This window comes from Sphingobacterium phlebotomi, from assembly GCF_008180195.1.
Classification (GTDB): Bacteria; Bacteroidota; Bacteroidia; order Sphingobacteriales; family Sphingobacteriaceae; genus Sphingobacterium; species Sphingobacterium phlebotomi.
Map to the genome: position 1 here is coordinate 133,278 of NZ_VTAV01000004.1, position 23,497 is coordinate 156,774.

Genomic DNA, 23,497 nt, shown 5'->3' on the forward strand with positions numbered 1-23,497 from the left:
AAAAAATTATGTCAGCTTTGTTTTTGTATCATTTAGTTTATATTCGTATTTATAATGATAAAGATGATGCACTTTTTCAATAAAACGCTTTACTTGGTGTTATTCACCATATACACAACCGGATCCATTGCCCAAGTAGATTCGTCTATATACGATCAGGTGCAATATATTATTGATGCAACCAGAAAAGAATTTGCTCCGGACAAACGGACAAAACTGTTAGAAGTAATCGAAGCGGATGTAAAAAAGAACACCTACATTGTTCAAACGAGTGAAATTGAAATAAAAGAGAAACTCGAAAGCAGATTCGCTTCTATCAAAGGAGTCTTTCATGTTACCAATCTTCCTGAAAAATCTTTAGGAACTCATATTTATGGTATCGTCAACCTATCGGTTGCCAATTTACGCACAAGTCCTTCACATGCTGCAGAAATGGCGACCCAGCTGCTCTTGGGCACACAGGTGGATATTCTGCAAAAACAAGGAGGTAATTATCGCATACGTACACCCGAAGGATACATTGCGTGGGTTCCCTCCTCGTCGATCGTTCCCATGAACGAAGCCGAAATAACGGCGTGGCATAAAAAAAAGAAGATAATATATACAGCGGAGTTTGGAAAATCTTTTTCCCATCCCCACACATCTAGTCAACGTGTTTCTGATTTAGTATACGGCAATATTTTCTCTATGCGGGGTGAAGATCAAGATTTTTATGAGGTAGCCTATCCTGATCAACGAATAGCTTATATACCCAAAAGTGAAGCCCTCCTCTTTACCGATTGGCTAACAACACGTCAAGCAACAGCAGATCATATTCTTACAAGTGCCAAATCTATGCTAGGTCTACCTTATTTGTGGGGAGGTACGTCTGTAAAAGGCGTCGATTGTAGTGGTTTTACTAAGATGTCTTTCTTTATGAACGGCTATGTTATTCCGAGAGACGCATCACAACAAGTATTGGCTGGAAATGCAATTGATATCCTGGATAGTGCCGAAAACTTTGCGCCGGAAATAGCTTTAAAAAATCTCAAACCTGCCGATTTATTATTCTTTGCTGCGGATAAGAAAAATACAGCGAATGCCCGTGTGACACACGTAGCAATTTATATAGGCAATGGTGAGTTCATTCATGCGGCGGGAACAGTCAGGATCAACAGCTTGTTAAAGGGTGCTGTAAATTATGATGATGTGCAAACCCGTACCATCATTGGTGCACGGCGCTACATTGAAACGAAAGATGCCGCTATCCAAAAAATCGAAGAAAATCCTTATTACAGTAAAAATTAATCCCTATGCCTACACAACAAGATTGGATAGCAAAGAAAATGGGTAAATTTACCCTACGTTTTAAGCCCTATACACTGGAAATGAAACACGTATTCACGGTAGCGTCTTTCAGTCGGACAACAACACCCGTTGTTTTGATAGAGCTGGAATATGATGGAGTAGTTGGTTATGGTGAAGCGAGTATGCCTCCTTATCTTGGCGAATCGCAAGAAAGCGTTATCAATTTTCTGAACAGGATCGATTTGTCTCCTTTTAGCTCTCCTTTTGAGACAGAGGAAATTCTACATTCCATAGATAACATTCAAGAAAAAAATACAGCTGCCAAAGCCTGCATCGATATTGCCATACATGATTTGCTAGGAAAACTCATGGCGCAACCTTTCTATAAAATATGGGGACTAAACCCTGACCTTATTCCACCAACTTCCTTTACGATAGGAATGGATACCGAAGAGATTATACGCAAAAAAGTGGCAGAAGCGGACCAATTCAAGATCTTGAAAGTCAAACTTGGTTTAGACACAGACAAAATGATAATCAATACCATTCGTTCCATAACGAATGTTCCCTTATGTGCTGATGTCAATCAAGGCTGGAAAAATAAAGAACAAGCGTTAGAAATGGCAAATTGGCTTGCTGAACGACATGTCGTCTTTCTCGAACAGCCGATGCCAAAAGAACAAATAGACGACATGGCCTGGTTAACAGAACGTTCTCCGATTCCAACCATTGCAGATGAAGGATGTCAACGCTACCGTGATGTTGTTGGCTTAAAAGATGTCTATACGGGTATAAACATCAAGTTGATGAAATGTACAGGCATGCGAGAAGCCAAAAAGATGGCGGAGCTCGCAAGAATTTTGGATATGAAAGTAATGCTTGGCTGCATGACAGAAACATCGTGCGCCATTTCCGCCGCCGCACAGTTGGGCCCTCTTGTAGATTGGGCTGATCTCGACGGCGCACTTTTAATTAACAACGATATATATGACGGTATGAAGGTAGTAGATGGTGAATGCCAATTACCCGATCGTCCGGGTATTGGCATTCACCCCCTTCTTACCAATACATAATATATAAGGCAGCGGTTATCAAGGCGACTAAGAGTGCGCCTACGACAAAACCTGGATGTGCTTTAAACATCTTGGTATCAACTTCCAATCCTCTTGGTACGACACCACGAGCGTTATCTATTTTACTAATGAAATACATCCCGATTATACAAATTACAAATACAAATCCCATTCGGTCGATAAAAGGTATTTCGTATAAACCACTTGCCGGATTTATCACGGCAAAACCGGTAGGGTTCAAAAAAGATAAGTCTGCAAAATTTGGCAGAAACTTAAAGAAAACAGACAACAAGAATCCACCTATTGTAGCGAATAACGCAGCATTAGAGGTTGTTTTTTTCCAGAAGAAACCGAGAATAAACATGGCAAAAATACCCGGAGATACAAAACCGGTATATTCTTGGATATATTGAAAGCCTCCTTTTTTATCAATACCTAAATGAGGTGCGATAAGTACCGCAAGTATCATAGATACAATAATGGTGATTTTACCTGTATTGACCAATTGTCTTTCGGATGCCGTTTTATTGAATACCTTCTGATAAATATCGAGCGAGAAAATAGTTGCCACGCTATTTGCCTTTCCAGCCAATGAAGCAACTACTGCAGCCGTCAACGCAGCAAACGATAAACCTTTCAAACCGGCCGGCAACAAATTTAATAATACGGGATAAGCTCGATCTGGATTCACCTCTCCTCCTTGCAACATCTCCGTTTGGAAATGCCCATCTTTCCATAGCACATAAGCAGCTATCCCGGGAAGTACCACAATAATCGGCATCAATAATTTCAAGAAAGCGGCAAACAAGATACCGTTACGTGCCGTTTTTAAATCAGCACCTAATGCACGTTGGGTAATGTACTGATTGCAGCCCCAATAGTTCAGGTTTACAATCCACATACCACCAATTAGTACCGATAATCCCGGTAGATCCAAATAATTCTCATTATCCTTCGCAAAGATCATCTCAAAATGCTCAGAGGCCTTATCCGTCATAATAGCGTAGCCATTCAAAATTCCTTCTCCACCATAGTGTTCGGAAACGAGGCTTAACGCGAGATAGGTTGTCGCCAAACCTCCCAGAATCAAGAAAAAGACTTGGATGACGTCCGTATATCCAATAACTTTCATTCCTCCTAACGTAATGATCACCGCAAACACCGCAATAGCGTACATACAGAATTCCAAACTAAATCCGGATATACTACTGACGGCTAATGCACCCAAATACAAAATGGATGTTAAATTCACGACCACATATAACGCCAACCAGAAAACCGCCATAATCATCGCCACCGTTCCATTATAACGCTTATTTAGGAATTGCGGCATCGTGAAGATTTTGTTCTTTAGATAAACAGGGATAAAGAACACAGCTACAATGATTAATGTAATAGCAGCCATCCATTCATACGTTGCTATAGCAAGTCCCATTTTAAAACCCGAACCGCTCATACCAATGAACTGTTCTGCTGAAATATTAGAAGCAATTAACGATGCCCCGATAGCCCACCACGTTAGCGAACCTTCTGCAAGAAAATAATCCTTGGAGTCGCCCCCGGCTACCTTTGATCTTTTTTTGTTATAGACCCAGATACCATACGTGGCAACAATCACGAAATAAACGAGGAAAACTAAATAGTCTGGAGTTGATAATATATTGTTCATACGGTTTATTTGATCCCGGCTGCTAAGGTAATAAAAGAATTTAAAAATTAAATAAATCGATTTATGATATTTTCGATATATTCCTGTCTACCACTGTTTAATAACGGTTCTCCATGCTGTACAGCATAATTTCGCAAATCCTCCAATCGCAATTTACCATTTTCGAAATCCGCTCCCTTGCCGTTATCAAAGCTACTATAGCGCGCTGTTCGTATCTTTTTATAATCTGAATGCTGCAAGATATTATCCGCTATGATAAGCGCTCTAGCAAAATTATCCATACCGCCTATATGCGCGTGGAACAAATCCACTGGATCGGTTGAATTTCGGCGTATTTTAGCATCGAAGTTTACACCTCCTCCTTGCAAACCGCCCGCTTCCAGGATAACAAGTAGTGATTCGGCAAGTTCGTTCAGGTTGTTAGGAAACTGGTCGGTATCCCATCCATTTTGGTAATCGCCACGGTTCGCATCAATAGAGCCCAATAAACCGGCGTCTGCGGCTACCTGTAGCTCGTGTTGAAAAGTATGACCTGCTAATGTGGCGTGATTTACTTCCAAATTCAACTTAAAGTCATCTAACAGGTCAAATTGTCGTAGAAAACCTATTACCGTAGCAGCATCATAATCATATTGGTGCTTTGTCGGCTCACATGGTTTAGGCTCAATTAGGAAAGCCCCTGTAAAGCCCTGATTTCTAGCATAATCTTTCGCCATATGAAGAAAACGTGCAAGATGCTCTTGCTCTCGTTTCATATTGGTATTTAAAAGTGACATATACCCTTCGCGTCCACCCCAAAAAACGTAATTGTTTCCGTCCAATGCGATGGTAGCATCGATGGCAGTTTTTACTTGCGCTCCTGCATGAGATAATACATGGAAATCTGGATTGGTGGCTGCTCCGTTCATATAGCGATGATGACTAAATAGGTTTGCCGTACCCCACAGTAATTTAACACCACTTTGCTCTTGCTTTTCCTTGGCATATTCCACTATTTTCGCCATATGACGCTCATTCTCCTCAATATCGTCTGTATGATCGATCAAATCCGCATCATGAAAACAATAATAAGGGAGTTGCATTTTGGTCATAAACTCAAAAGCGGCATCCATTTTGTCTTTCGCACGTTCGAGAATTGTTGCTTTTTTATCCCAGGGGAAAAATAAAGTAGGTCCACCGAATGGGTCGGAGCCGTTCGCATTGAAAGAATGCCAATAAGCACATGCAAACTTAAAGTGTTCGGCCATTGTCTTTCCCGCCACAACGCGGGAAGCATCATACCAACGAAATGCAAGCGGGTTATCTGAATCCTTACCTTCATACTTTACTTGCCCAATGTTTTTGAAATACTCCTGATTTCCTAATAAAATGTTCATTGTATTTTAATTTGATAGTTTATATGCTAGACTTTTTTTCCATTTATGGTATAGTTCATTGTATAGATCGACTTGTGTAGGTTCAACGGTACGTTGTTTTTTTAAGCCGGAGAAAGCCTCCTTTCGGTTGGCATAAATACCGACACCTATACCTGCTCCCAACGCCGCACCAACACTCCCGTCGTTATCGTATAACTCCACCGGAACACCTGTAGCGCCCGCAAAAGACTGCTGAAATACATCACTCAAGAATAGATTGGCATGTCCTGCCCGAATAATCTCTGGTTGAATACCATTTTCACGCATAATATCCAGACCATATCGGAATGCAAATGCAATTCCTTCCTGTGCCGCGCGCCAGAGATGAGCAGCGTCATGACGCACGAAATCTAAATTTTCGATATGTCCATGCACCGTCTTATTCAGTAACATTCGTTCTGCACCATTACCAAAAGGTAGTATTTGGACCCCCTCAGAACCTATAGGAATGTTAGCAGCAAATTTGTTTATTTGAGGGTAATCATAGCCCACTGCTGTTATTTTTTTTAACCAACTATTCTGAATACCCGTTCCATTAATACATAACAGTACACCTAAATTGGGATTATTGTCTTGATAATTCACATGGGCAAAAGTGTTAACCCGCGATTGATGATCGTAAACCAATTTGTCCGTTACCGCATAAATAACGCCTGACGTTCCTGCAGTAGCTGCTACTTCCCCAGGTTCAAACACATTTAGAGAAAGGGCATTGTTGGGTTGATCTCCCGCTTTAAAACTCACCACGACGTTGGATGAGAGACCGAGTTCGTTGGCCACAGCTGGACGGATGTTGCCGTAGGTTGAAAAAACAGGCAATAATTCCGGTACGAGCGATTCCGCAATACCATAATAACGTAATAACGATTCGGATAAAGAATATTCTTGAAAATTCCATAGAACGCCTTCCGATATCGAACTTACATTTGAATTTATCTCTCCCGTGAAGCACATACTCAAATAATCACCGGGCAACATAAATTTGTATATCTGCTCATACAATTCAGGTTCATTTTGCTTAACCCATGCCAGCTTGGAGGCCGTAAAATTTCCGGGAGAATTTAAATGCGTGCTTAAAAAAGATTGTTCTTGTAATTGAGAAAAAGCTTCATTCCCTAGTTCTACGGCCCGGCTATCACACCAAATAATGGCGTTTCGTAACGGTTGCTGAGTTTTGTCGACAACGACCAGACCATGCATTTGATAGGCGATCCCAATAGCTCCAATATCTTTGGGGTTATACAATCCGCTCTGGTGTGCTTTTTTAATAGCTGTTTTCGTATAAGACCACCAAGTCGCAGGATCTTGTTCAGCCCACCCGACCCTATCTGACAATATCACCGCCTCTGATTCCGGAAAACTCGTAGAAATTATTTTATTATTCGTTGCAGTATCTACAACGGACACCTTAATAGATGATGTACCTAAATCTATCCCTAATAATAACATATTATATATCTAAAATTGGCAACGCATAATGCAACCGCTTGCATAAAATTATTTAATAAATTTTATATTTACAAAAATTAAATTTAAAAGATTTTATCTTGGCTAAGAAAACAACCGTCTACGACATTGCTAAAGAACTGAATATCACTGTATCCACGGTATCCAGAGCATTAAATAATATATCGACCATAAGTGAGGCAACCCGCAAGGCTGTCATGGAAACAGCCGCGCGCCTGAATTATCGTCCCAATAAAATCGCATCTTCCCTTACTTCCGGAAAGACATATACCATCGGCGTATTGATTCCGAGTGCCCAGATTCAGTTTTTTGCCTCGGTTATCCATGCTCTTGAAACGTCTTTAAAATCATTTGGTTATAGCATTCTTTTATATCAAACCAATGAATCGTTAACCTCTGAAAAGAAGGGGATAACGACCCTTTTAGAGGCACAAGTAGATGGTATCGTCGCCTCTATGTCTTTGGAAACAAAGGACCCCTCTCATTTCGAAAAAGTCAAAGAGGAAGGTAAACCGCTTATCATTTTTGACCGGACACACGATGACCTGCAATGCCCTATGGTGAAGATCGACGACCTACACGCTGGTTATATTGCCACAAAGCACTTATTGGAAGAAGGTTATCGGAAAATAGCCTATATTACAACCAAACACAAGATTAAAATTTTTAAAGAGCGGTATGAGGGATACCTGCGCGCACTGCAGGAAGCGGGGCTTACAGCAAATCCAGGATATTCCATATTTGGTGAGCTGAATGTAGAAGGAGGATATATGGGCACACATGAACTATTAAAACTTCGAGAACGCCCAGATGCTATTATCGGTGGCGACGATTATGTAGCTCTTGGAATTGTCAAAGCGTTACATGATAAAAAAATTACTCCTCCGGAAATCGGTGTGATAGGTTTTGCAAATCAAAACTTTTCAGAACACATTATACCCAGTCTTTCTACCATTGATCAACAGGCTCTAAAAATAGGGAAAGAGTGTGCGAAAATGTTTCTTAGGATTATTGAACAACCACTTAGTACACGTGCAGATCAAAAGCCCGTAGTGATTGAACCTCTTCTCCTTGCTAGAGAGTCGACCAACCGGAGAAATAAATAGACGCATTCGTTATTCTTTCGTAAACATATTGCCGATTTCGCGGCTAATTTTACGGAAGATAGGTGCTGTCTTCACATCTTCGTAATCGTCTATATGCTGATTTTCCCGGCGACTTGGAAAAATCAAAATCAGATTTTGTTTCTTGAAATAACGGCCTACCCTTTTTGCCAGTCCGTCCAATGAATCCCGAAAAGATACATCACCATAACGTGCCGATACAAATACCAACAACGCATCCGCATTGCTAAAGGTCGCCAGGCCATAGATATTATCCCAATCTTCATAGTTATCAAAAGAGCAAGGAACACTTGTTGCAAACATTTTCAATACTTCCAAAATCGCAGGTTCCGTGCGTTTATTACAAACAAACGTGAGTGGCAAAGTCAGCTCGTCTGCTAATTTTAACATTTTCTCCATCCAATATTCAAATCCTTTTTCTGATTCTGCTAGCGGTGGAACAAAAATAATGATGGATCTATTAGAAAGGAAAGGATTATCAAACCGGCACATAAACAAATTGGCATCCGTACGGTTTAAAATGCTTTCTGTTTTTTCGCCCACAATCTTATCAATAAAGGATGTGGCACTTGGCCATCCCAAGATAAGACAATCAGCTAGTATATCTTTCGACGTACGGCCAATACCGCTCGCGATGTTAAAATCTATTGTTGATAGCAACTCTACGTCCATTTCTGACCCGGAAGCATACTTCGCCATACTATCCAAATTCTTTCGCGCATTTGCAATATTTCGTTCCGCTTGTTCATTATCCGCTACTACACTCAATATATGCAGTGGATGTGGCGATTTCTTTGATTTTATCAACGTAGCGAAATCTAAAATTGGCTCCATAGTGTCCAGGTTTGCTATGGGTAGTAATAGGCGTTCTTCATGTTCAGGAACATGTTCCATATGTTCGTCATCCTGATGTCCTTCCATCACGATACGGCGAGATGCATTTTCGGTTACCAAAGATGCAATAATGCACGTGATAAGAATCAACACAATCGTGCCATTTAGTACATTTTCATCTATAATCTCCCTGTCGTACCCTACCATGATAATAGCCAATGTAGCAGCCGCATGCGCATTACTTAATCCAAAGATCAGATTTCGATCATTTTTAGCATATTTAGCAAAGAAACTGGTTGCTGTAGCGGCCAAAAATTTACCGGTAACGGCAACAATTGTTAATGTTCCTGCGATAATAAGTGCCATAGGGCCCTTCATTAACACACTGACATCCACGATCATCCCTACCGATATCAGAAAGAAAGGGATAAAAATGGCGTTCCCAATAAATTCTATCCGATTCATCAAAGCAGAAGAATGCGGTATTAACTTGTTTAGTGCCAATCCAGCAACAAATGCTCCGATAATAGGCTCTAATCCTGCAATTTCAGCAAGAAATGCGGCAAAGAAAACCACCGCCAGAACGAAAATATAATGTGCTGTTTTCTCACTTTCGATTTTTTGAAAGAACCATTTGGCAATCCGTGGGATAACCCCAAACATAATAAATAGAAACAGCACAAAAGATACGCCTAAAGTCACCCAAAAGTCTTGGTTTATGTCACCTTGCGCTGCGCCAACGATAACAGCAAGAATAATCAACACTGCTGTGTCGGTTAATATCGTCCCCCCAATGGTAATGGCCACTGCCTCCCGTTTCGAGATACCATAACTATTAACAATTGGATATGACACTAACGTATGTGTTGCAAACATACTTGCTATCAGTATACTTGGCAAAAGATCATAACCCAACAAATAGTGGCAAGCAGGGAAACCGATACTGATTGGTATAACGAACGTTAGAAACCCAAACAATAAACTCTTGTTTCTGGTTTTCTTAAACTCATTCATATCAAGTTCCAATCCAGCTATAAACATAATGTATAAGAGCCCAATCGTAGAAAATAGGTCGATGGCATCTACGCCATTCCCTTGTAGGGTATCTTTATCAATTTTTGCCAACCAGTTCAAGCCATGAGGGCCCAACAGCACCCCGAACAAAATCAATCCAATAATACCTGGCACTTTAATCGGCCGCAAAATAATAGGAGAAATGAGAATAATCGTGAGGATAATCGTGAAAACCAGAACAGGGTTTGTAATGGGCGTAGAGAATGCTTCTGATATATGATGTAATAGTTTTTCCATTATTTAAACTGTATTGTTTTAATCGGTGAGATCCGGCTAATGAGCATCGCGGGGATAAATAAAGTCAGCAATCCTATTATCACGATAGCAACGTTTAATCCAACAACTTCATACCAGACAATATCCATCGGCACATAATGAATATAATAGGTATAAGGATCCAATTTAAAGAAATGTGTCTGTGTTTGGAAAACATAAAGAGACATGGCGATTAAATTGCCTATGAGTAACCCCACACCGATAAGATACATAGAACCGTACAAAAACACCCGTCGGATTCCACCATTGGGATACCCTAGAGCCTTTAATATCCCGATCATAGAAGAACGTTCCAAAATACTGATCAACAGCGAGGATACCATATTGATAACGGCTACAACAACCATTAATACAAAAATGATGTTATCGTTCATATCGAGCATATTCAACCAGTTAAAAATATCAGGCATTTGCTGCACAATATTAGTTGCATCCAGTTCGATGGGTAGCATTTTATCAATTTCCTGCGTCGTACTCTCCAATAGGTCGAAAGAGGTGATTCTAATTTGATATGCACCCACTTCATTTTCCTGTAAGTCATTTAGCCTTCTAATCAAGTCCAGTGAGCCGATAACATACGTTTTGTCCAATTCCTCCGAATGGGTCGTATAAATGCCTTGAATAGTAAAAGGACGACGGCGTATTGGATCCTGTATAAAATACATAATGAACTTATCTCCTACATCCAATTGCAATCTGTTTGCTAAATATTCAGAGATCAAAAGTTGTGTATTACCCGCCGAGGAAAAATCAAGAGTGTCCCCTTTTACAATATTTTTCTGTAAATATTGCTGGTTATAACTTCTATCTACACCTTTCAATAGCACGCCCTCCACTTGTCCATCGACATTCATAATACCTGCTTTGGTAGCAAAAGGTATGATATCCACCACTTGCGGCAAAGCTTCTAGTTGTTTTAGATTTTCGGGTGATAGTTGAATAGGGGTATTTTCGTAGGAAGCGCTCAGGTCATTTTTCGTTACGACAATATCGCCGAAGAAACCTCTTTGTTTTTCAATGATTTCCCGTTTAAACCCATTGAGTATAGCCACAGACAAAATAATAGCGGAAATAGCCAGTGCCAATGCCCCTATAGTTACGCGGACGATCAGCTTCGAAAAAGTCCGATGCCCCATGAATGTAATCCGTTTAGCTAAAAAGTAAGGAAAATTCAAGGTGAATATTAATTTTGTAACTTCGCAAAGTTAATAATTTTTGTCACTTAGCGACATTTCGTTTTCAACACTAAAAATAGAAAATATATGCGGATTATTTTTATGGGCACTCCCGATTTTGCTGTTGCCTCTTTAGCGACGTTGTTACAGGCTGGCGAAGAGGTCGTCGCGGTTGTTACCACACCAGATAAACCAGCGGGCCGAGGACAGAAAATGCACGAATCAGCTGTTAAGAAATACGCTGTACAACAAGGATTGCCCGTATTGCAACCGGAGAAACTCAGAAATCCCGAATTTATCACCGCGCTTCAATCCTATCAGGCGGATCTACAGATCGTCGTTGCTTTCCGTATGCTACCGGAAGTGGTATGGAATATGCCTTCTTTAGGTACTATCAATGTGCACGCATCACTCCTTCCACAGTATCGGGGCGCAGCTCCCATCAATCACGCGATTATCCACGGGGAAACCTACACAGGTGTGACTACATTTTTGCTACAACATAAAATCGACACTGGCAATGTTCTTTTTTCCCAACAGGTAGAAATTGGACCTCAAGATACAGCCGGTATATTGCATGATAAACTGATGGTTGCTGGAGCGGAAGTATTACTAAAAACCATCAATGCTATAAAAAATAACGATGTCCATCCAGTCCCCCAGGCAAAATTAGAAACCGCGGAGCTACGAACGGCACCAAAGATCTTTAAAGAAGATTGTAAAATCATATGGGATAAACCTACAGATCAAGTATACAATCAAATAAGAGGATTGAGCCCCTATCCAGCTGCTTATACATTATTAAACGAGAAAGTTTTGAAAATTTTTGAGACGAAAAAAGGGCTGCCATTTGACAAAACACCCGGTGCATATGTCACTGACGGAAAAACATTTCTATCATTTGCTACGCAAGACGGCTCGCTTTCGGTCATTTCTCTTCAACTCGAAGGTAAAAAAAGGATGCAAATCGATGAGTTCTTGAGGGGGTATCGCTTTGATTGACAGCGTCATTCCTCCTCTTTGATGTACTCGATAATATCTCCTGGCTGGCAATCCAATGCTTTGCAAAGTGCTTCCAGAGTGCTCAACCGAATTGCTTTCGATTTTTGATTTTTGATGATAGAAAGATTTGATAGCGTTATCCCCACACGATGGCTAAGCTCATTCAAGGAGACTTTTCTTTCGGACATAATCTTATCTAAATGAATTTTAATTGGCATAACTTCTCACGTTAAATCTGACATATTGTACCTATGAGTAACAATCCTAACATATAATATGTTTTATTGATTATCAGAATTTTATTCCCATTCTAAATTAAAAACTTCATAACAAAGGCGTTACAGCAGAGATTTTAGAAAAACAGATAAAACAAATTTTGGATTCTTACGTTTTACCTAAGAAACACAGTAGGTTTGGAATAATTTTTGCTATTAATTTTACACTAAACCCCCTATGTTAACTTCCTCATACAGAGTATTTAATTTACACTTATATGAAGGAACTATGGGTAAAATTCACTATTTTTGCAGACATTTCAAAAGAGAAAGGTATTTATACATTAAATGAGACAGCTCAAAATTACACAATCCATCACCAATCGCGAATCGCAGTCGTTAGACAAATATTTGCACGAGATTGGTAAAGTAGACTTAATTACCGCAGAAGAAGAAGTAATCTTGGCTCAACGCATCCGCGAAGGGGACCAAGTTGCTTTGGAGAAATTGACAAAAACCAACTTACGTTTCGTTGTTTCTGTTGCCAAACAATACCAGAATCAAGGTCTTACATTAGGTGACTTGATTAATGAGGGCAATTTAGGCTTAATTAAGGCAGCAAAACGCTTCGATGAAACAAAAGGGTTTAAGTTTATCTCCTATGCCGTATGGTGGATTCGCCAGTCTATCCTGCAAGCGATTGCTGAACAGTCACGTATTGTGCGTTTACCTTTGAACCAAGTGGGCTCATTAAGTAAAATCAGCAAAGCTTTTTCCAAATTGGAGCAGGAATACGAACGCGAGCCGTCTCCGGAAGAATTGGCTGACATCCTGGAAACTACGGTTGACAAAGTGTCAGACACCTTAAGCAACTCAGGAAGACATGTGTCTATGGATGCACCATTTGTTCAAGGGGAAGAAAACACGCTTTTGGACGTCTTGGAAAATGCAGACCCGGATACAGATAGTATATTAATTGATGAGTCGCTATCTGAGGAGATTAAACGCTCATTGGCAACCTTGACAGAGAGAGAACGTGAAATTATCGTCTTGTTTTTCGGATTAGGAACCAACCACCAATTATCCCTTGAGGAAATAGGTGAGAAATTTAGCTTGACAAGAGAACGGGTACGTCAAATCAAGGACAAAGCCTTACAGCGTCTTCGCCATACGTCGCGTAGTAAAATTTTAAAATCTTATTTAGGCTAGTCGCCGACAACATTATTAGCAATGCGCAGCCCGAAAGCTGCGCATTTTTTTGTTCTTGCTAATTCTATCTTATTTTTCATCTGGCAGAAGAATAAACTTAAACAGCCTGTCTTCTTGGAGATATTTGTTGGCGACTTCTTTAACGGATTCAACGGATATCTTATTCAAATCGTCTAAATAACGGTTAATATAGGTCGGATCTTCTCCACGTTGATAGGCACCTGAAATCTGGCCCATCCAAAATTTATTTTCTTTTAAAGAGAGCTCCAATTGACGTTTTTGTTCAATCTTGAATTTTTCCAGATCAGAAGCCAAAGGACCATTTTGCTTTACTTTATTGATTTCATCCAATGCAGATGCTATCAAAGATTCATATCGATCTACACCTGTACCGAATGATACCGTAAAGCTATAACGATTTTTCGGTTGCTTACTTGTCGATGCTCTCGCCCCCGTTCCATATACACCACTTTCATCTTCTCGTAGACGCTCAATGAGCTTAATACTTAACACACCTTCTAAAGCATTCATATTCAGGTTTTCCATTTCGTCATATATGTAATCTCCATAGTATGTCAACATCACATTCGCCTTTTCTTCCTGGCCCTTGCGCACCACTTTTTCAAAACCTTGTTTCGGCTCATAAAGACCTAAATCTTTCGCTTGTTCTTTGCGATCCGATACCGGCAAGGCGGCTAAATAATGTTCTAGATAAGGTTTGATTTCCTCTTCCGTAAAAGAGCCGACAATCGTAAATACGAAATCTGAAGCATCTGCAAAACGTTCTTTATAGATCGCTAATGCCCGTTCTTTATCAATCTGTTTGATGCCTTCCTCAGAAACAGGCGTACGTCGAATACTTCCGTTATATAAGCTTTCCAAGATTGCTTTTCTAAAAACGAAATTCGGATCACTCTCTTGATTACTAATCATAGACAACGATCTCGTAATAATGCTTTGGAATATATCGTCCTCGATTCGCGGTTCTGTAAAATAACCGTAAATTAATTCGAATGCCGTGTTAAGCCCCTCTTTATCGGAGTAACCAGAGACACCTTCACTACGTTCACCAATAAAAGGGCTAATGTTAACATTTTTACCCGTCATATATTTACGGAGTTCGATGGTATTCAATTGGCCCACACCACTGCTATTAACCAAGCTAGCCGCTTGCGCAGCCGAAAAATAATCACTGTCACTATACAGAGAGGTTCCTCCTGGGCTAAAAGCACTAATCAAAATTTCATCATTCTTAAACGTGGTGGGTTTCAAAACTACCTTTACACCATTACTCAACGTCAATTCTTTAGCTTCTATCGTCGCGATATCTTTTGCTGAAGCAACATTACCTGTTTGAGGGTCTCTCGAAAGCAAGGGTAAATCAGATACTTTATCATCATATGCAGTGATCTCTTCCCGCTCTACTTCTGCAAACCATGCATTCACGTGTTGCTCATCCGGAAGACTTTCCTTTTCTTTATCAGGCGCCATAATAATGACATCCCGGTTTGTATCCACATAAAACTCCTTACCTATCTCCTCCACCTCTTTCAACGTTAAGGTAGGTAGCAATTGATTATATAGTTTATAGGAATCTTCATTGCTCAATGCAGGGTTATCTTCCAGATAAAAATTTAAATATCGGTTTACGTAACTATCCGATTTCTTCTTATCACGTTCAATATAAGCCGTTTCATTATTCTTCTGAATGGCAACTATTGCTCGTCCAAACTCCGTTTCTGTAAAACCATATTTTTGTACGCGTTCCAATTCACGAACCATTGCTTTAAATCCATTTTCAAACTCGTTCGGTTTCGCAACGAAAAAAGCGGTATAGGCGTCTAACCCAGCCAAGAATCCCCCTATCCCGACGTTAGCTTGTATAAAGGGCGGATTAGCAGATTGTGACAACTCGGAAAGGCGAGCATTTAGCATGTTATTATAGACCGATTTTAAAATGCTTCTTCTAAAGTCCCGGACAGTCTCCACCTTTTCTTCGGGATGTTTTATGGAAATCTGCCCCAAGCTATACGTCATTTCAGGGTCTGTCACAGCTATAAACTGATTTTTATCCAATAAAGGCACTTTATGCTTCACGCGTTCCGTTGGGTTTTCAGGGGACTTCAAATCACCAAATAACCGGCGCACCTCCGATTCCATGGTCGCCACATCAATATCCCCAACGATGATCAACGCCTGTAAATCGGGGCGGTACCATTTTTGATAAAAATTACGCAAAACTTCATGCGAAAAATTCCTGATAACCTCCTCTGTACCAATAGGTAGACGACTTGAATACAACGAATTATTCAACATAACGGGTAAATATTGGTCGCGCATACGTTGTTGAGCACCACGCCCCCCTCGCATTTCTTCCAGTACTACGCCCCTTTCCTTATCAATTTCTTCATCTGCCAATAAAGCATCCTGCGCCCAATCCCGCATGACTTGAAGTCCATTTTTTAGCAGTTCGGGATCGTCAGAAGGAATAGGTAGTTGATAAACCGTTTGATCGAAGCCCGTATAGGCATTAAGATCACTTCCAAAACGCACACCCGCACTTTGTAAATAGTTTACCAATTCATTTTTTGGGAAATGCTTCAGCCCATTAAAGTTCATGTGTTCCATAAAATGGGCCAAACCTAATTCTTCTTCCGTTTCCAAAATAGAACCAACTTTGGTTGCCAAATACATCGTGACACGATCTTTGGGTTCTACATTTTTTCGGATGAAATATTGAAAGCCGTTTTCCAGTTTACCTATTTTGACTTCATGATCAAAAGGCAAAGGTGACTCCCATGACAGCGTATCGACACGAAGAATACTTCGTGATTCTTCAAACATAGTCGTTGGGGTCGCTTGACTAAGCTGAAACAGTCCGGGCAATAAAAATGCTATTGCAATAGGTTTTATTAAATTCATTCGTAATTTAATTTGTTGTTTATAATAATCGAATACGGTAAACCTACAAAATTTCTATGGTTTTTCCTCATAGGTTTACGCAATATTTCGCGCGCGACACTAGATAAAGAATATTATTTGTTAGTAGAGAAATAATCACACAAAAAGAAAACAGCGCTTTCTTTTTGTGAAAACGCTGTTTAGAAGCTGTGTCCCCGACGAGATTCGAACTCATATCTTCAGAACCGGAATCTGAAATTCTATCCATTGAACTACGGAGACTGCGCTGGCAAAAATACTATTTTTTACATTACTTTAAAATCGAAATGAAAAATATAAATTAAATACCAACAAATGCTTCTAATGATCATGATCGTGTTCATCAACCAAATGCACTTCTACTTTTAAATCCAAGTCATTCGCTCCACTAAATTGCGTAAAATTCGAATTGCTCCAATCCGCAGCCGTAATATTCTCTTTTACACCCGGGTTCAGATGACGCAACACATAACGTAATACGAACGTATTCGCTTCTTCGACAACGGTCAGATAACCTGTGACACCTACATTCACCCGATTATTGTCTGCATCTCTGTCGGCATAAACATATTCCAACACCCCATCCAAGCTTTCTGTTGGATTCTTTAGGATAAAGGCTTGATGAATATCATGTCTATCTATAAACGTTTGTTGGGTCTCCCGTCCGGCAAAATCGGTTGCAAACAATTCCAATCTGTAGGTTTTTCCGATATCTAAATGCAAGTGCGTTCCTTCTTTTGGCAGCATGTTTTCACCCTCAAATATGGCTTCTACTACTTCTGGATTATCGATATCGTTATAATGGAAATGATCACCATGTTCTTCCCGCTCTACTTCGGTAAAAACCAATTTAGCCGTACCTACTTCTTCTTGGTCCTCCTCGGGAGTGGGATCATCTTTTGAACAGGATGGCGCAAAGAAAAGCACACTAATCGCTATAATAAAAAGATTAATTTGTTTCATGATTTTGATAATTTTAAAATTGATAAGAAATTTTTAAGTTCATATTTCTACCCATTTGGTGGGCGAAGTACCGAAATCGATCCATATAGTCCTTATAGGATCGGTTAAATAGATTTTCAACAGATAATGACACATTCCATGATGTGTCTGTTCTCCTTTTGATTTGCTTACTTGCCACGACATCAAACAAATGGTAAGCGGGTGGTGGTGCTACGTAATCCATCCCGTCCTCATACTGCGTTTGCTTTGCTACGAAGCGATGGGCAAACTTGAGATAACTTTCCGGTTGTGATTTACCAAAATAGGCCCAGGAAAAAGCGTGTTGAAGACGTGCTGCCGGAATATAAGGCAAATAGCTTCCCAACGCCACATTGCGTGCACGCACTATGGATGCACTTACGTCATAATGAAACGTATTCAAAAATGCATATCGCAGTCGCAAATCAGTCCCATAAAAGAAAGCATCATGCTGCTGGTAAGCAAACAGTGGAAACGTACCTCTAATCGTTTGGCGAACAGCATCCGGATTCGGTTGTGCATAGATATAATCATACAACATCTGCGCATAAACATCCACCGTTGTCTGAAGACGCTCACCACTCCATATAAAAGCATTTATCCATTTTAACCCTTTCTCACTGCGAAGATCAGGATTCCCTAGCTCATAGGTCGCACTTCCATGATGCACACCATCGCTATACAGCTCATTGACGGACGGTGCCCGCCAAGCCAGGCCAATATTGCTTTTCCAACTTAGTTGTGGCGAAAAATGATAAAGGATACCCGCTGTTCCCGACATATTGTGAAACCTACGGGTGTCCGTTAGAAGATACTGTTCTATCGTTCCGTTTTCATTGACCGCATCTCGCCTATAGCGATACCCTGCAATATCCAAATATTTGAAATCATAGCGAGCGCCTAACTCCGCATGCCACCTGTCGATATGAAATTCGTGGACGGCAAATATACCTGCTGTATAGCTGTCGAAATTAGGGATAATAGGTGTCGTACCTGTACCTGGCGTATTATTGTTAACCTGTATCAAGGACTGCACACCTATCGAACTATTGCCCTGCTTCATCACGACATCCAAGCTCTGTGTCGTTAATACCATATCCGCCATAGGAACATCATCGGCCTCCACTCTTCGTAAATCGTACTCGAGCCGATGGTTTCGCTGCAACCCATACTGTATTTCTAATCTGCGATTGGTTCGAAATTGGTGCTCCCACGAAGCTTTAACCAAATCATGCGTTACTTTTTGCCTTGGCGCCTCAATCTGATAGCTGAAATCGTAGCTTTCAAAAGGGCGTCCGTAGTCTATACGCGCTTGAATATCTTCAACCGTACCGATATGTGCACCCCGAAAGATACCCAACTGCGTTCCAAAATGACTAAAATACAATTCCAATTGATTACTCTCTTTTCTATATTGCAGTGTTCCGGCATAATTGAATTCATCTACGCCCGTATTGCCCAAAAAGTAATCTGCCGATTTATAATTTCCCAGTTTCTTACCGCTTGCCTGTATACGCCAACCTAATCCGGGAAGGGTTTTCACAGCCCCTTCCATTAGTGCATTTATTGCTCCTCCACGTCCGTTTGACTGTCCTATCAGATCTATATTCCCTTTCCACTCACGATCTAAATCAATGTCATTTGCAGAAATCAGTACAACACCTCCCAGCGCATCTGCTCCATATCGAACACCTTGTGCTCCTTTCACTACCTCCAATTGGTCTGCGGTAAAAGGGTCTATTTCGGGTGCATGTTCGATGCCCCATTGCTGACCCTCTTGGCGAACACCATTATTCAAAATCAGAATCCGATTGCTATGGAGACCATTGATTACGGGCTTTGCGATGCTACTTCCCATTCCAATAGTGGATACACCGGAAATATCCGTTAGCGATTCCGCCAACGTTTTCCCTTTATTTCCCTGCACTTCCTGCGCCGAAAGACGGTGTACACTATGGGATATTTCACCTCTACGCCCAATGACCTCCACATCTTGGAGATGGATAGAATCTTGTTCTTTTGCAGGCACGGAGTGCTCTTGTTGACCTTTACACAAGCCAACAAAAAACCATAGCACCCACAATAGGGCTAAGCATTTATATTGCATTTATTTAAAAAATTTTAGGAATGTTGTATAAATCTGATTCTCGTGGATTATACACCTAAAGGAGGATCTTTGTTCCCTAATAAACATGGAATCCCATCTTGACAGGATAAACTGTATAGCTCATTGAGTAAGCTGACACGCTCCTGTACGGCCACTTCGGGCAGTAGCAAACCAAAAACAAATGAAGAGCTCATTTGATGGAGAACAAACCAACAAAGTGCACATTCGTCGGTCTCGGGATGTTTATGATCTGTATGGTCGACAGAAGAACAGTCGTAATGATCCGTATGATGGTGTGCGATATCATGCGTATATTGTAGTCCATTAGCTGTTAGAAAAACAGCTAATAGCATAAATACACTGATATATCGTCCCATCTTTGTCGCCATAGACGGGGCAAAGATACAGTAAATGCAATGATATTGCAAATAAAAATCAATCTAGTTGCATGAAGAGATCTTCATGATATATTTAGCGGTTATGATCTGGGATGATACTGCGTGATGACAGATTGCAAATAATCTTTATCAATATGGGTATAAATTTCGGTGGTCGTAATACTTTCATGGCCAAGCATATCTTGTACAGCACGCAAATCAGCACCACCTTCGACTAAATGCGAAGCAAACGAGTGGCGGAAGGTGTGTGGACTGATAGGTTTAGCCAGCCCTATTTTCTTTGCCAGATCTTTGATAATAAGGAATACCATGACACGGGTCAACTGTTTCCCTCGCCTATTTAGAAATACGATGTCTTCATGCCCTGCTTGTATCGGAATATGGGGACGCACTTCTTCCAGGTATATTTTCAAATATTTAATAGCCTGATGACCGATGGGAATAAGACGCTCCTTACTCCCTTTCCCCTCTACTTTAATAAACTCGACATCCAGATAAAGATTGGAAATTTTTAAGGTAACTAATTCAGAAACGCGTAAACCACATCCGTACAATACTTCCAAAATGGTTTTATTACGCATTCCCTCTAATGTGGACAGATCAATAGCTGCAATCAGTGCATCTATCTCTTCGATATTCAATACACTAGGAATTTTACGGTTTAACCTAGGAGATTCTAATAATTCGGTAGGATTGTCTTTTTTGTCATATTCGATTTGGAGAAATGCGAAAAATGTCCTCAATCCAGAAAGAAGTCTAGCCTGTGTAAAAGGCGAAATGCTAAAATCATTTATAAAAATGAGAAACTGCTGTATGAAACGGGTATCGATCTGGTTAAGTTCGATTTTTTTAAAGCTGCAATATGCTTCCAGTTTCTGTACGTCATTCAAATAGGCATCTATTGAATGATTTGATAGATTGCGTTCCAGTTGCAAATAGCGCTTGAAATCTTTTTTCACGATGTCCCATTTCATATGCGAATGATTTGTCCTTTAATGGCCATATGAAATACGCATGTGTGTTTGTACCTTTGGAACCATGCGTATTTCATGCTATCAAAGGTACTGAAAACAAATAATTTTCAATAACTTCGCAGCTATGGCAAGATTGATCAACCCAAAAGCCCTTAAAGATTTTTTAGATTCAAGTACAGGTGGCGGCATTTTATTATTTGCATGCCTTATTCTATCCTTAATTATCGCAAATAGCCCTTTATCTGAAGCATTTAATAATTTGCTTGGTACACATTTGGGGTTTGAAAATTCCAGTGTGCATCTCCGATACAGTATAGCTGATTGGATAAATGACGGGCTGATGGTGATTTTCTTTTTATTAGTTGGTTTAGAGATTAAACGGGAACTAGTGGAAGGCGAACTTTCTTCGCCCCGTCAAGCAATACTACCTATATTGGCCGCTATTGGAGGTGCTATAGTACCTGCGCTCATTTATACGTTATTTAATGCAGGAACAGAAACGCATCACGGCTGGGGTATTCCGATGGCAACCGACATTGCTTTTGCACTTGCCGTTATTTCGATGCTTGGAAAACGTGTTCCCACTAGCCTAAAAGTATTTTTGGCGGCTCTAGCCATTGTAGATGATTTGCTGGCGATTCTTGTAATTGCCATTTTCTATTCCACAGAACTCCACTTTACTTATTTACTATATGCCGGAGCTATTTTATTGCTTCTTGTCGCGTTTAATCGTTTCGGTGTACGAAATCTATGGATGTATCTTATTCCTGGTATCTTTATCTGGTATTTTATCCATCATTCCGGTATTCATGCTACGATTGCCGGTGTTTTGGTTGCCATGACCATTCCAACGAACGATAGCGCCGTTGAATCTCCACTTGAAAAATTAGAACATGTCCTAGCAAAACCAGTTAACTTTATTATCGTTCCTTTATTTGCTATTGCAAATACCGCCATTACCTTTCAAAGCGAGATGATCGGTGGATTGACGTCAAATATGGGATTGGGTATTATGGTTGGACTTTTTGTCGGGAAAACCGTTGGTATCTTTAGCACTTCTTTTTTATGTATAAAATCCGGTCTGGCTCAATTGCCAGATCAAGCTAAATGGTCACATATTGTAGGTGTTGGCATGCTAGCAGGGATCGGTTTCACTATGTCTATTTTTGTGTCGCTGCTTTCATTCGGAGACCCATTACATGTGGAAGAAGCTAAATTAGCTGTTTTGGTCGGCTCCTTGGTATCCGGCCTATGTGGATATTTCTATTTAAAAGCTTTAAGCAAGCGACAACAAGCATAATAAAAAGAGGCAAGTTTTAAAACTTGCCTCTTTTTATTCAAAAAACCTATTTTGCTTTAATAGCCCGGTTCTATTGTTCCTTCCTGCCCAGGTACTTCTGCTTCCGTACTTGTTTCTGGTGCTTTATCAATCAATTCCATAAACTGATCAAGTTTAGGCGTAATGATAATTTGTGTACGGCGGTTTCTGGCTTTTCCATCAGCCGTTGTATTGTCAGCGACAGGATTGTACTCACCTCGTCCTCCTGCGGTCAAACGTTTGGGTTCAACACCATATTGGTTCTGTAACGCTTGTACAACGGATGAAGCACGTAATACACTCAAATCCCAATTGTTTCGAATATTCTTCTGCGAAATCGGATCGGTGTCTGTATTACCCTCAATCAACACGTCGTATTCTCTGTAATCTTGGATGATCTTAGCTATTTTACTAAGTGTCTCGCCGGCTCTTTCTGAAATTTCGTAGCTACCCGATCTATAAAGCATATTGTCAGACAGTGATATATAAACCACACCTTTCAATACTTTTACATCCACGTCACGCAACTCTTCGCGGCTCAATGAACGCGTCAAATTGTTTGTCAACACCAAATTAAGCGAATCACTTTTGTTTTTGGTGTTCACCAAGTGCTGAATGTATCTATTCGACGCGTTAATCTCATCAACCAACTTGGAGATATTCACATTTCCTTGCGTATTTTGATTGATACTCATATCCAACGTTCCTTGCAAACGCTTTAATGCTTCCCGTAAGGATGCGTTGTTTTTACGCTCGATTTCCAATAACTCCTCTAAGTTCTTAACTTTCGTCCGGCTTTCCGCCAACTCCATTTGGCTTTGTTGATAACGTTCGGTCAAATCCTGATGCTGCATTTGTAATGCAGCATATCTTTTCTTACCTCCACAGCTAGCGAGGAATAAACCAGAAAGTAGGACGGCCATAATGATTATTCTTCTATTTATCATAAGTTGACATTT

The 23,497-nt window shown here is 40.3% G+C and carries 18 protein-coding genes and 1 tRNA gene; 6 read left to right on the forward strand and 13 right to left on the reverse strand.

Features of this window, described 5'->3' with window-relative positions; translation table 11 throughout:
- Positions 1 to 63 precede the first annotated feature (63 nt).
- The gene (locus FXV77_RS08600) at positions 64 to 1,287 is read left to right on the forward strand and encodes a C40 family peptidase (RefSeq protein WP_187444071.1); all 1,224 of its coding nucleotides are present in this window, start codon (positions 64 to 66) and stop codon (positions 1,285 to 1,287) included.
- Positions 1,288 to 1,292: 5 nt separating this feature from the next.
- Positions 1,293 to 2,360 carry a dipeptide epimerase gene (locus FXV77_RS08605; RefSeq protein WP_148918812.1) on the forward strand — a complete coding sequence of 356 codons (1,068 nt, stop codon included), beginning with the start codon at positions 1,293 to 1,295 and terminating at the stop codon, positions 2,358 to 2,360.
- On the opposite strand, the gene FXV77_RS08610 is transcribed toward FXV77_RS08605, so the two are convergent.
- The 3 genes from FXV77_RS08610 to FXV77_RS08620 are packed head-to-tail and all read right to left on the reverse strand — an operon-like array spanning position 2,347 to position 6,893.
- Positions 2,347 to 4,029: a sodium/sugar symporter gene (locus tag FXV77_RS08610; RefSeq protein WP_148918813.1), complete on the reverse strand. Its 1,683-nt coding sequence runs from the start codon at positions 4,027 to 4,029 to the stop codon at positions 2,347 to 2,349. The genes FXV77_RS08605 and FXV77_RS08610 overlap by 14 nt on opposite strands.
- Before the next feature lie 47 nt (positions 4,030 to 4,076).
- Positions 4,077 to 5,405, reverse strand: a complete 1,329-nt coding sequence (gene xylA, locus FXV77_RS08615; protein WP_148918814.1) for a xylose isomerase — start codon at positions 5,403 to 5,405, stop codon at positions 4,077 to 4,079.
- 6 nt (positions 5,406 to 5,411) lie between these two features.
- Complete coding sequence (locus FXV77_RS08620; RefSeq protein ID WP_148918815.1) at positions 5,412 to 6,893, reverse strand: xylulokinase; 1,482 nt, start codon at positions 6,891 to 6,893, stop codon at positions 5,412 to 5,414.
- A 98-nt stretch (positions 6,894 to 6,991) separates the two neighbouring features.
- Between FXV77_RS08620 and FXV77_RS08625 the strand changes: the two genes are divergently transcribed.
- Positions 6,992 to 8,017 carry a LacI family DNA-binding transcriptional regulator gene (locus FXV77_RS08625; protein WP_148918816.1) on the forward strand — a complete coding sequence of 342 codons (1,026 nt, stop codon included), beginning with the start codon at positions 6,992 to 6,994 and terminating at the stop codon, positions 8,015 to 8,017.
- A gap of 9 nt (positions 8,018 to 8,026) precedes the next feature.
- Here the strand turns inward: FXV77_RS08625 and FXV77_RS08630 are convergent, their stop codons facing one another.
- Positions 8,027 to 10,180, reverse strand: coding sequence for a cation:proton antiporter (locus FXV77_RS08630; protein WP_148918817.1), 2,154 nt, complete (start codon positions 10,178 to 10,180; stop codon positions 8,027 to 8,029).
- Entirely contained in the window at positions 10,180 to 11,355 is a 1,176-nt protein-coding gene (locus FXV77_RS08635; protein WP_246162365.1) for an ABC transporter permease, read from the reverse strand. Before FXV77_RS08635 ends, FXV77_RS08630 begins: the two co-directional genes overlap by 1 nt.
- Positions 11,356 to 11,481: 126 nt before the next feature.
- Between FXV77_RS08635 and fmt the strand changes: the two genes are divergently transcribed.
- Positions 11,482 to 12,396, forward strand: a complete 915-nt coding sequence (fmt, locus tag FXV77_RS08640) for a methionyl-tRNA formyltransferase (RefSeq protein WP_148918819.1) — start codon at positions 11,482 to 11,484, stop codon at positions 12,394 to 12,396.
- Between the two features lie 5 nt (positions 12,397 to 12,401).
- Here the strand turns inward: fmt and FXV77_RS08645 are convergent, their stop codons facing one another.
- Positions 12,402 to 12,614, reverse strand: coding sequence for a helix-turn-helix domain-containing protein (locus FXV77_RS08645; protein WP_148918820.1), 213 nt, complete (start codon positions 12,612 to 12,614; stop codon positions 12,402 to 12,404).
- 345 nt (positions 12,615 to 12,959) lie between these two features.
- On the opposite strand from FXV77_RS08645, the gene FXV77_RS08650 reads away from it, so the two are divergent.
- Positions 12,960 to 13,820: a sigma-70 family RNA polymerase sigma factor gene (locus tag FXV77_RS08650; RefSeq protein WP_105716195.1), complete on the forward strand. Its 861-nt coding sequence runs from the start codon at positions 12,960 to 12,962 to the stop codon at positions 13,818 to 13,820.
- Positions 13,821 to 13,889: 69 nt separating this feature from the next.
- On the opposite strand, the gene FXV77_RS08655 is transcribed toward FXV77_RS08650, so the two are convergent.
- From FXV77_RS08655 to xerD, 6 genes are all read right to left on the reverse strand, one after another.
- On the reverse strand, positions 13,890 to 16,742 hold the full coding sequence (locus FXV77_RS08655) for a M16 family metallopeptidase (RefSeq protein ID WP_148918821.1): 2,853 nt from the start codon (positions 16,740 to 16,742) through the stop codon (positions 13,890 to 13,892).
- 189 nt (positions 16,743 to 16,931) lie between these two features.
- Positions 16,932 to 17,003: transfer RNA gene (locus FXV77_RS08660), tRNA-Arg, on the reverse strand.
- Between the two features lie 78 nt (positions 17,004 to 17,081).
- Positions 17,082 to 17,723 (reverse strand): hypothetical protein, encoded by a 642-nt coding sequence (locus FXV77_RS08665; protein WP_148918822.1) that lies wholly within the window; start codon positions 17,721 to 17,723, stop codon positions 17,082 to 17,084.
- A gap of 13 nt (positions 17,724 to 17,736) precedes the next feature.
- On the reverse strand, positions 17,737 to 19,848 hold the full coding sequence (locus tag FXV77_RS08670; protein ID WP_148918823.1) for a TonB-dependent receptor: 2,112 nt from the start codon (positions 19,846 to 19,848) through the stop codon (positions 17,737 to 17,739).
- Between the two features lie 47 nt (positions 19,849 to 19,895).
- Positions 19,896 to 20,225 (reverse strand): hypothetical protein, encoded by a 330-nt coding sequence (locus FXV77_RS08675; protein ID WP_148918824.1) that lies wholly within the window; start codon positions 20,223 to 20,225, stop codon positions 19,896 to 19,898.
- 101 nt (positions 20,226 to 20,326) lie between these two features.
- On the reverse strand, positions 20,327 to 21,220 hold the full coding sequence (gene xerD / locus FXV77_RS08680; RefSeq protein WP_148918825.1) for a site-specific tyrosine recombinase XerD: 894 nt from the start codon (positions 21,218 to 21,220) through the stop codon (positions 20,327 to 20,329).
- Positions 21,221 to 21,344: 124 nt separating this feature from the next.
- Here xerD and nhaA point away from each other — a divergent pair, with 124 nt between their 5' ends.
- Positions 21,345 to 22,520 carry a Na+/H+ antiporter NhaA gene (gene nhaA, locus FXV77_RS08685; RefSeq protein ID WP_148918826.1) on the forward strand — a complete coding sequence of 392 codons (1,176 nt, stop codon included), beginning with the start codon at positions 21,345 to 21,347 and terminating at the stop codon, positions 22,518 to 22,520.
- Positions 22,521 to 22,576: 56 nt separating this feature from the next.
- Here nhaA and FXV77_RS08690 read toward each other — a convergent pair whose 3' ends face one another.
- Positions 22,577 to 23,485, reverse strand: a complete 909-nt coding sequence (locus FXV77_RS08690; RefSeq protein WP_148918827.1) for an OmpA/MotB family protein — start codon at positions 23,483 to 23,485, stop codon at positions 22,577 to 22,579.
- Between the last annotated feature and the right edge of the window lie 12 nt (positions 23,486 to 23,497).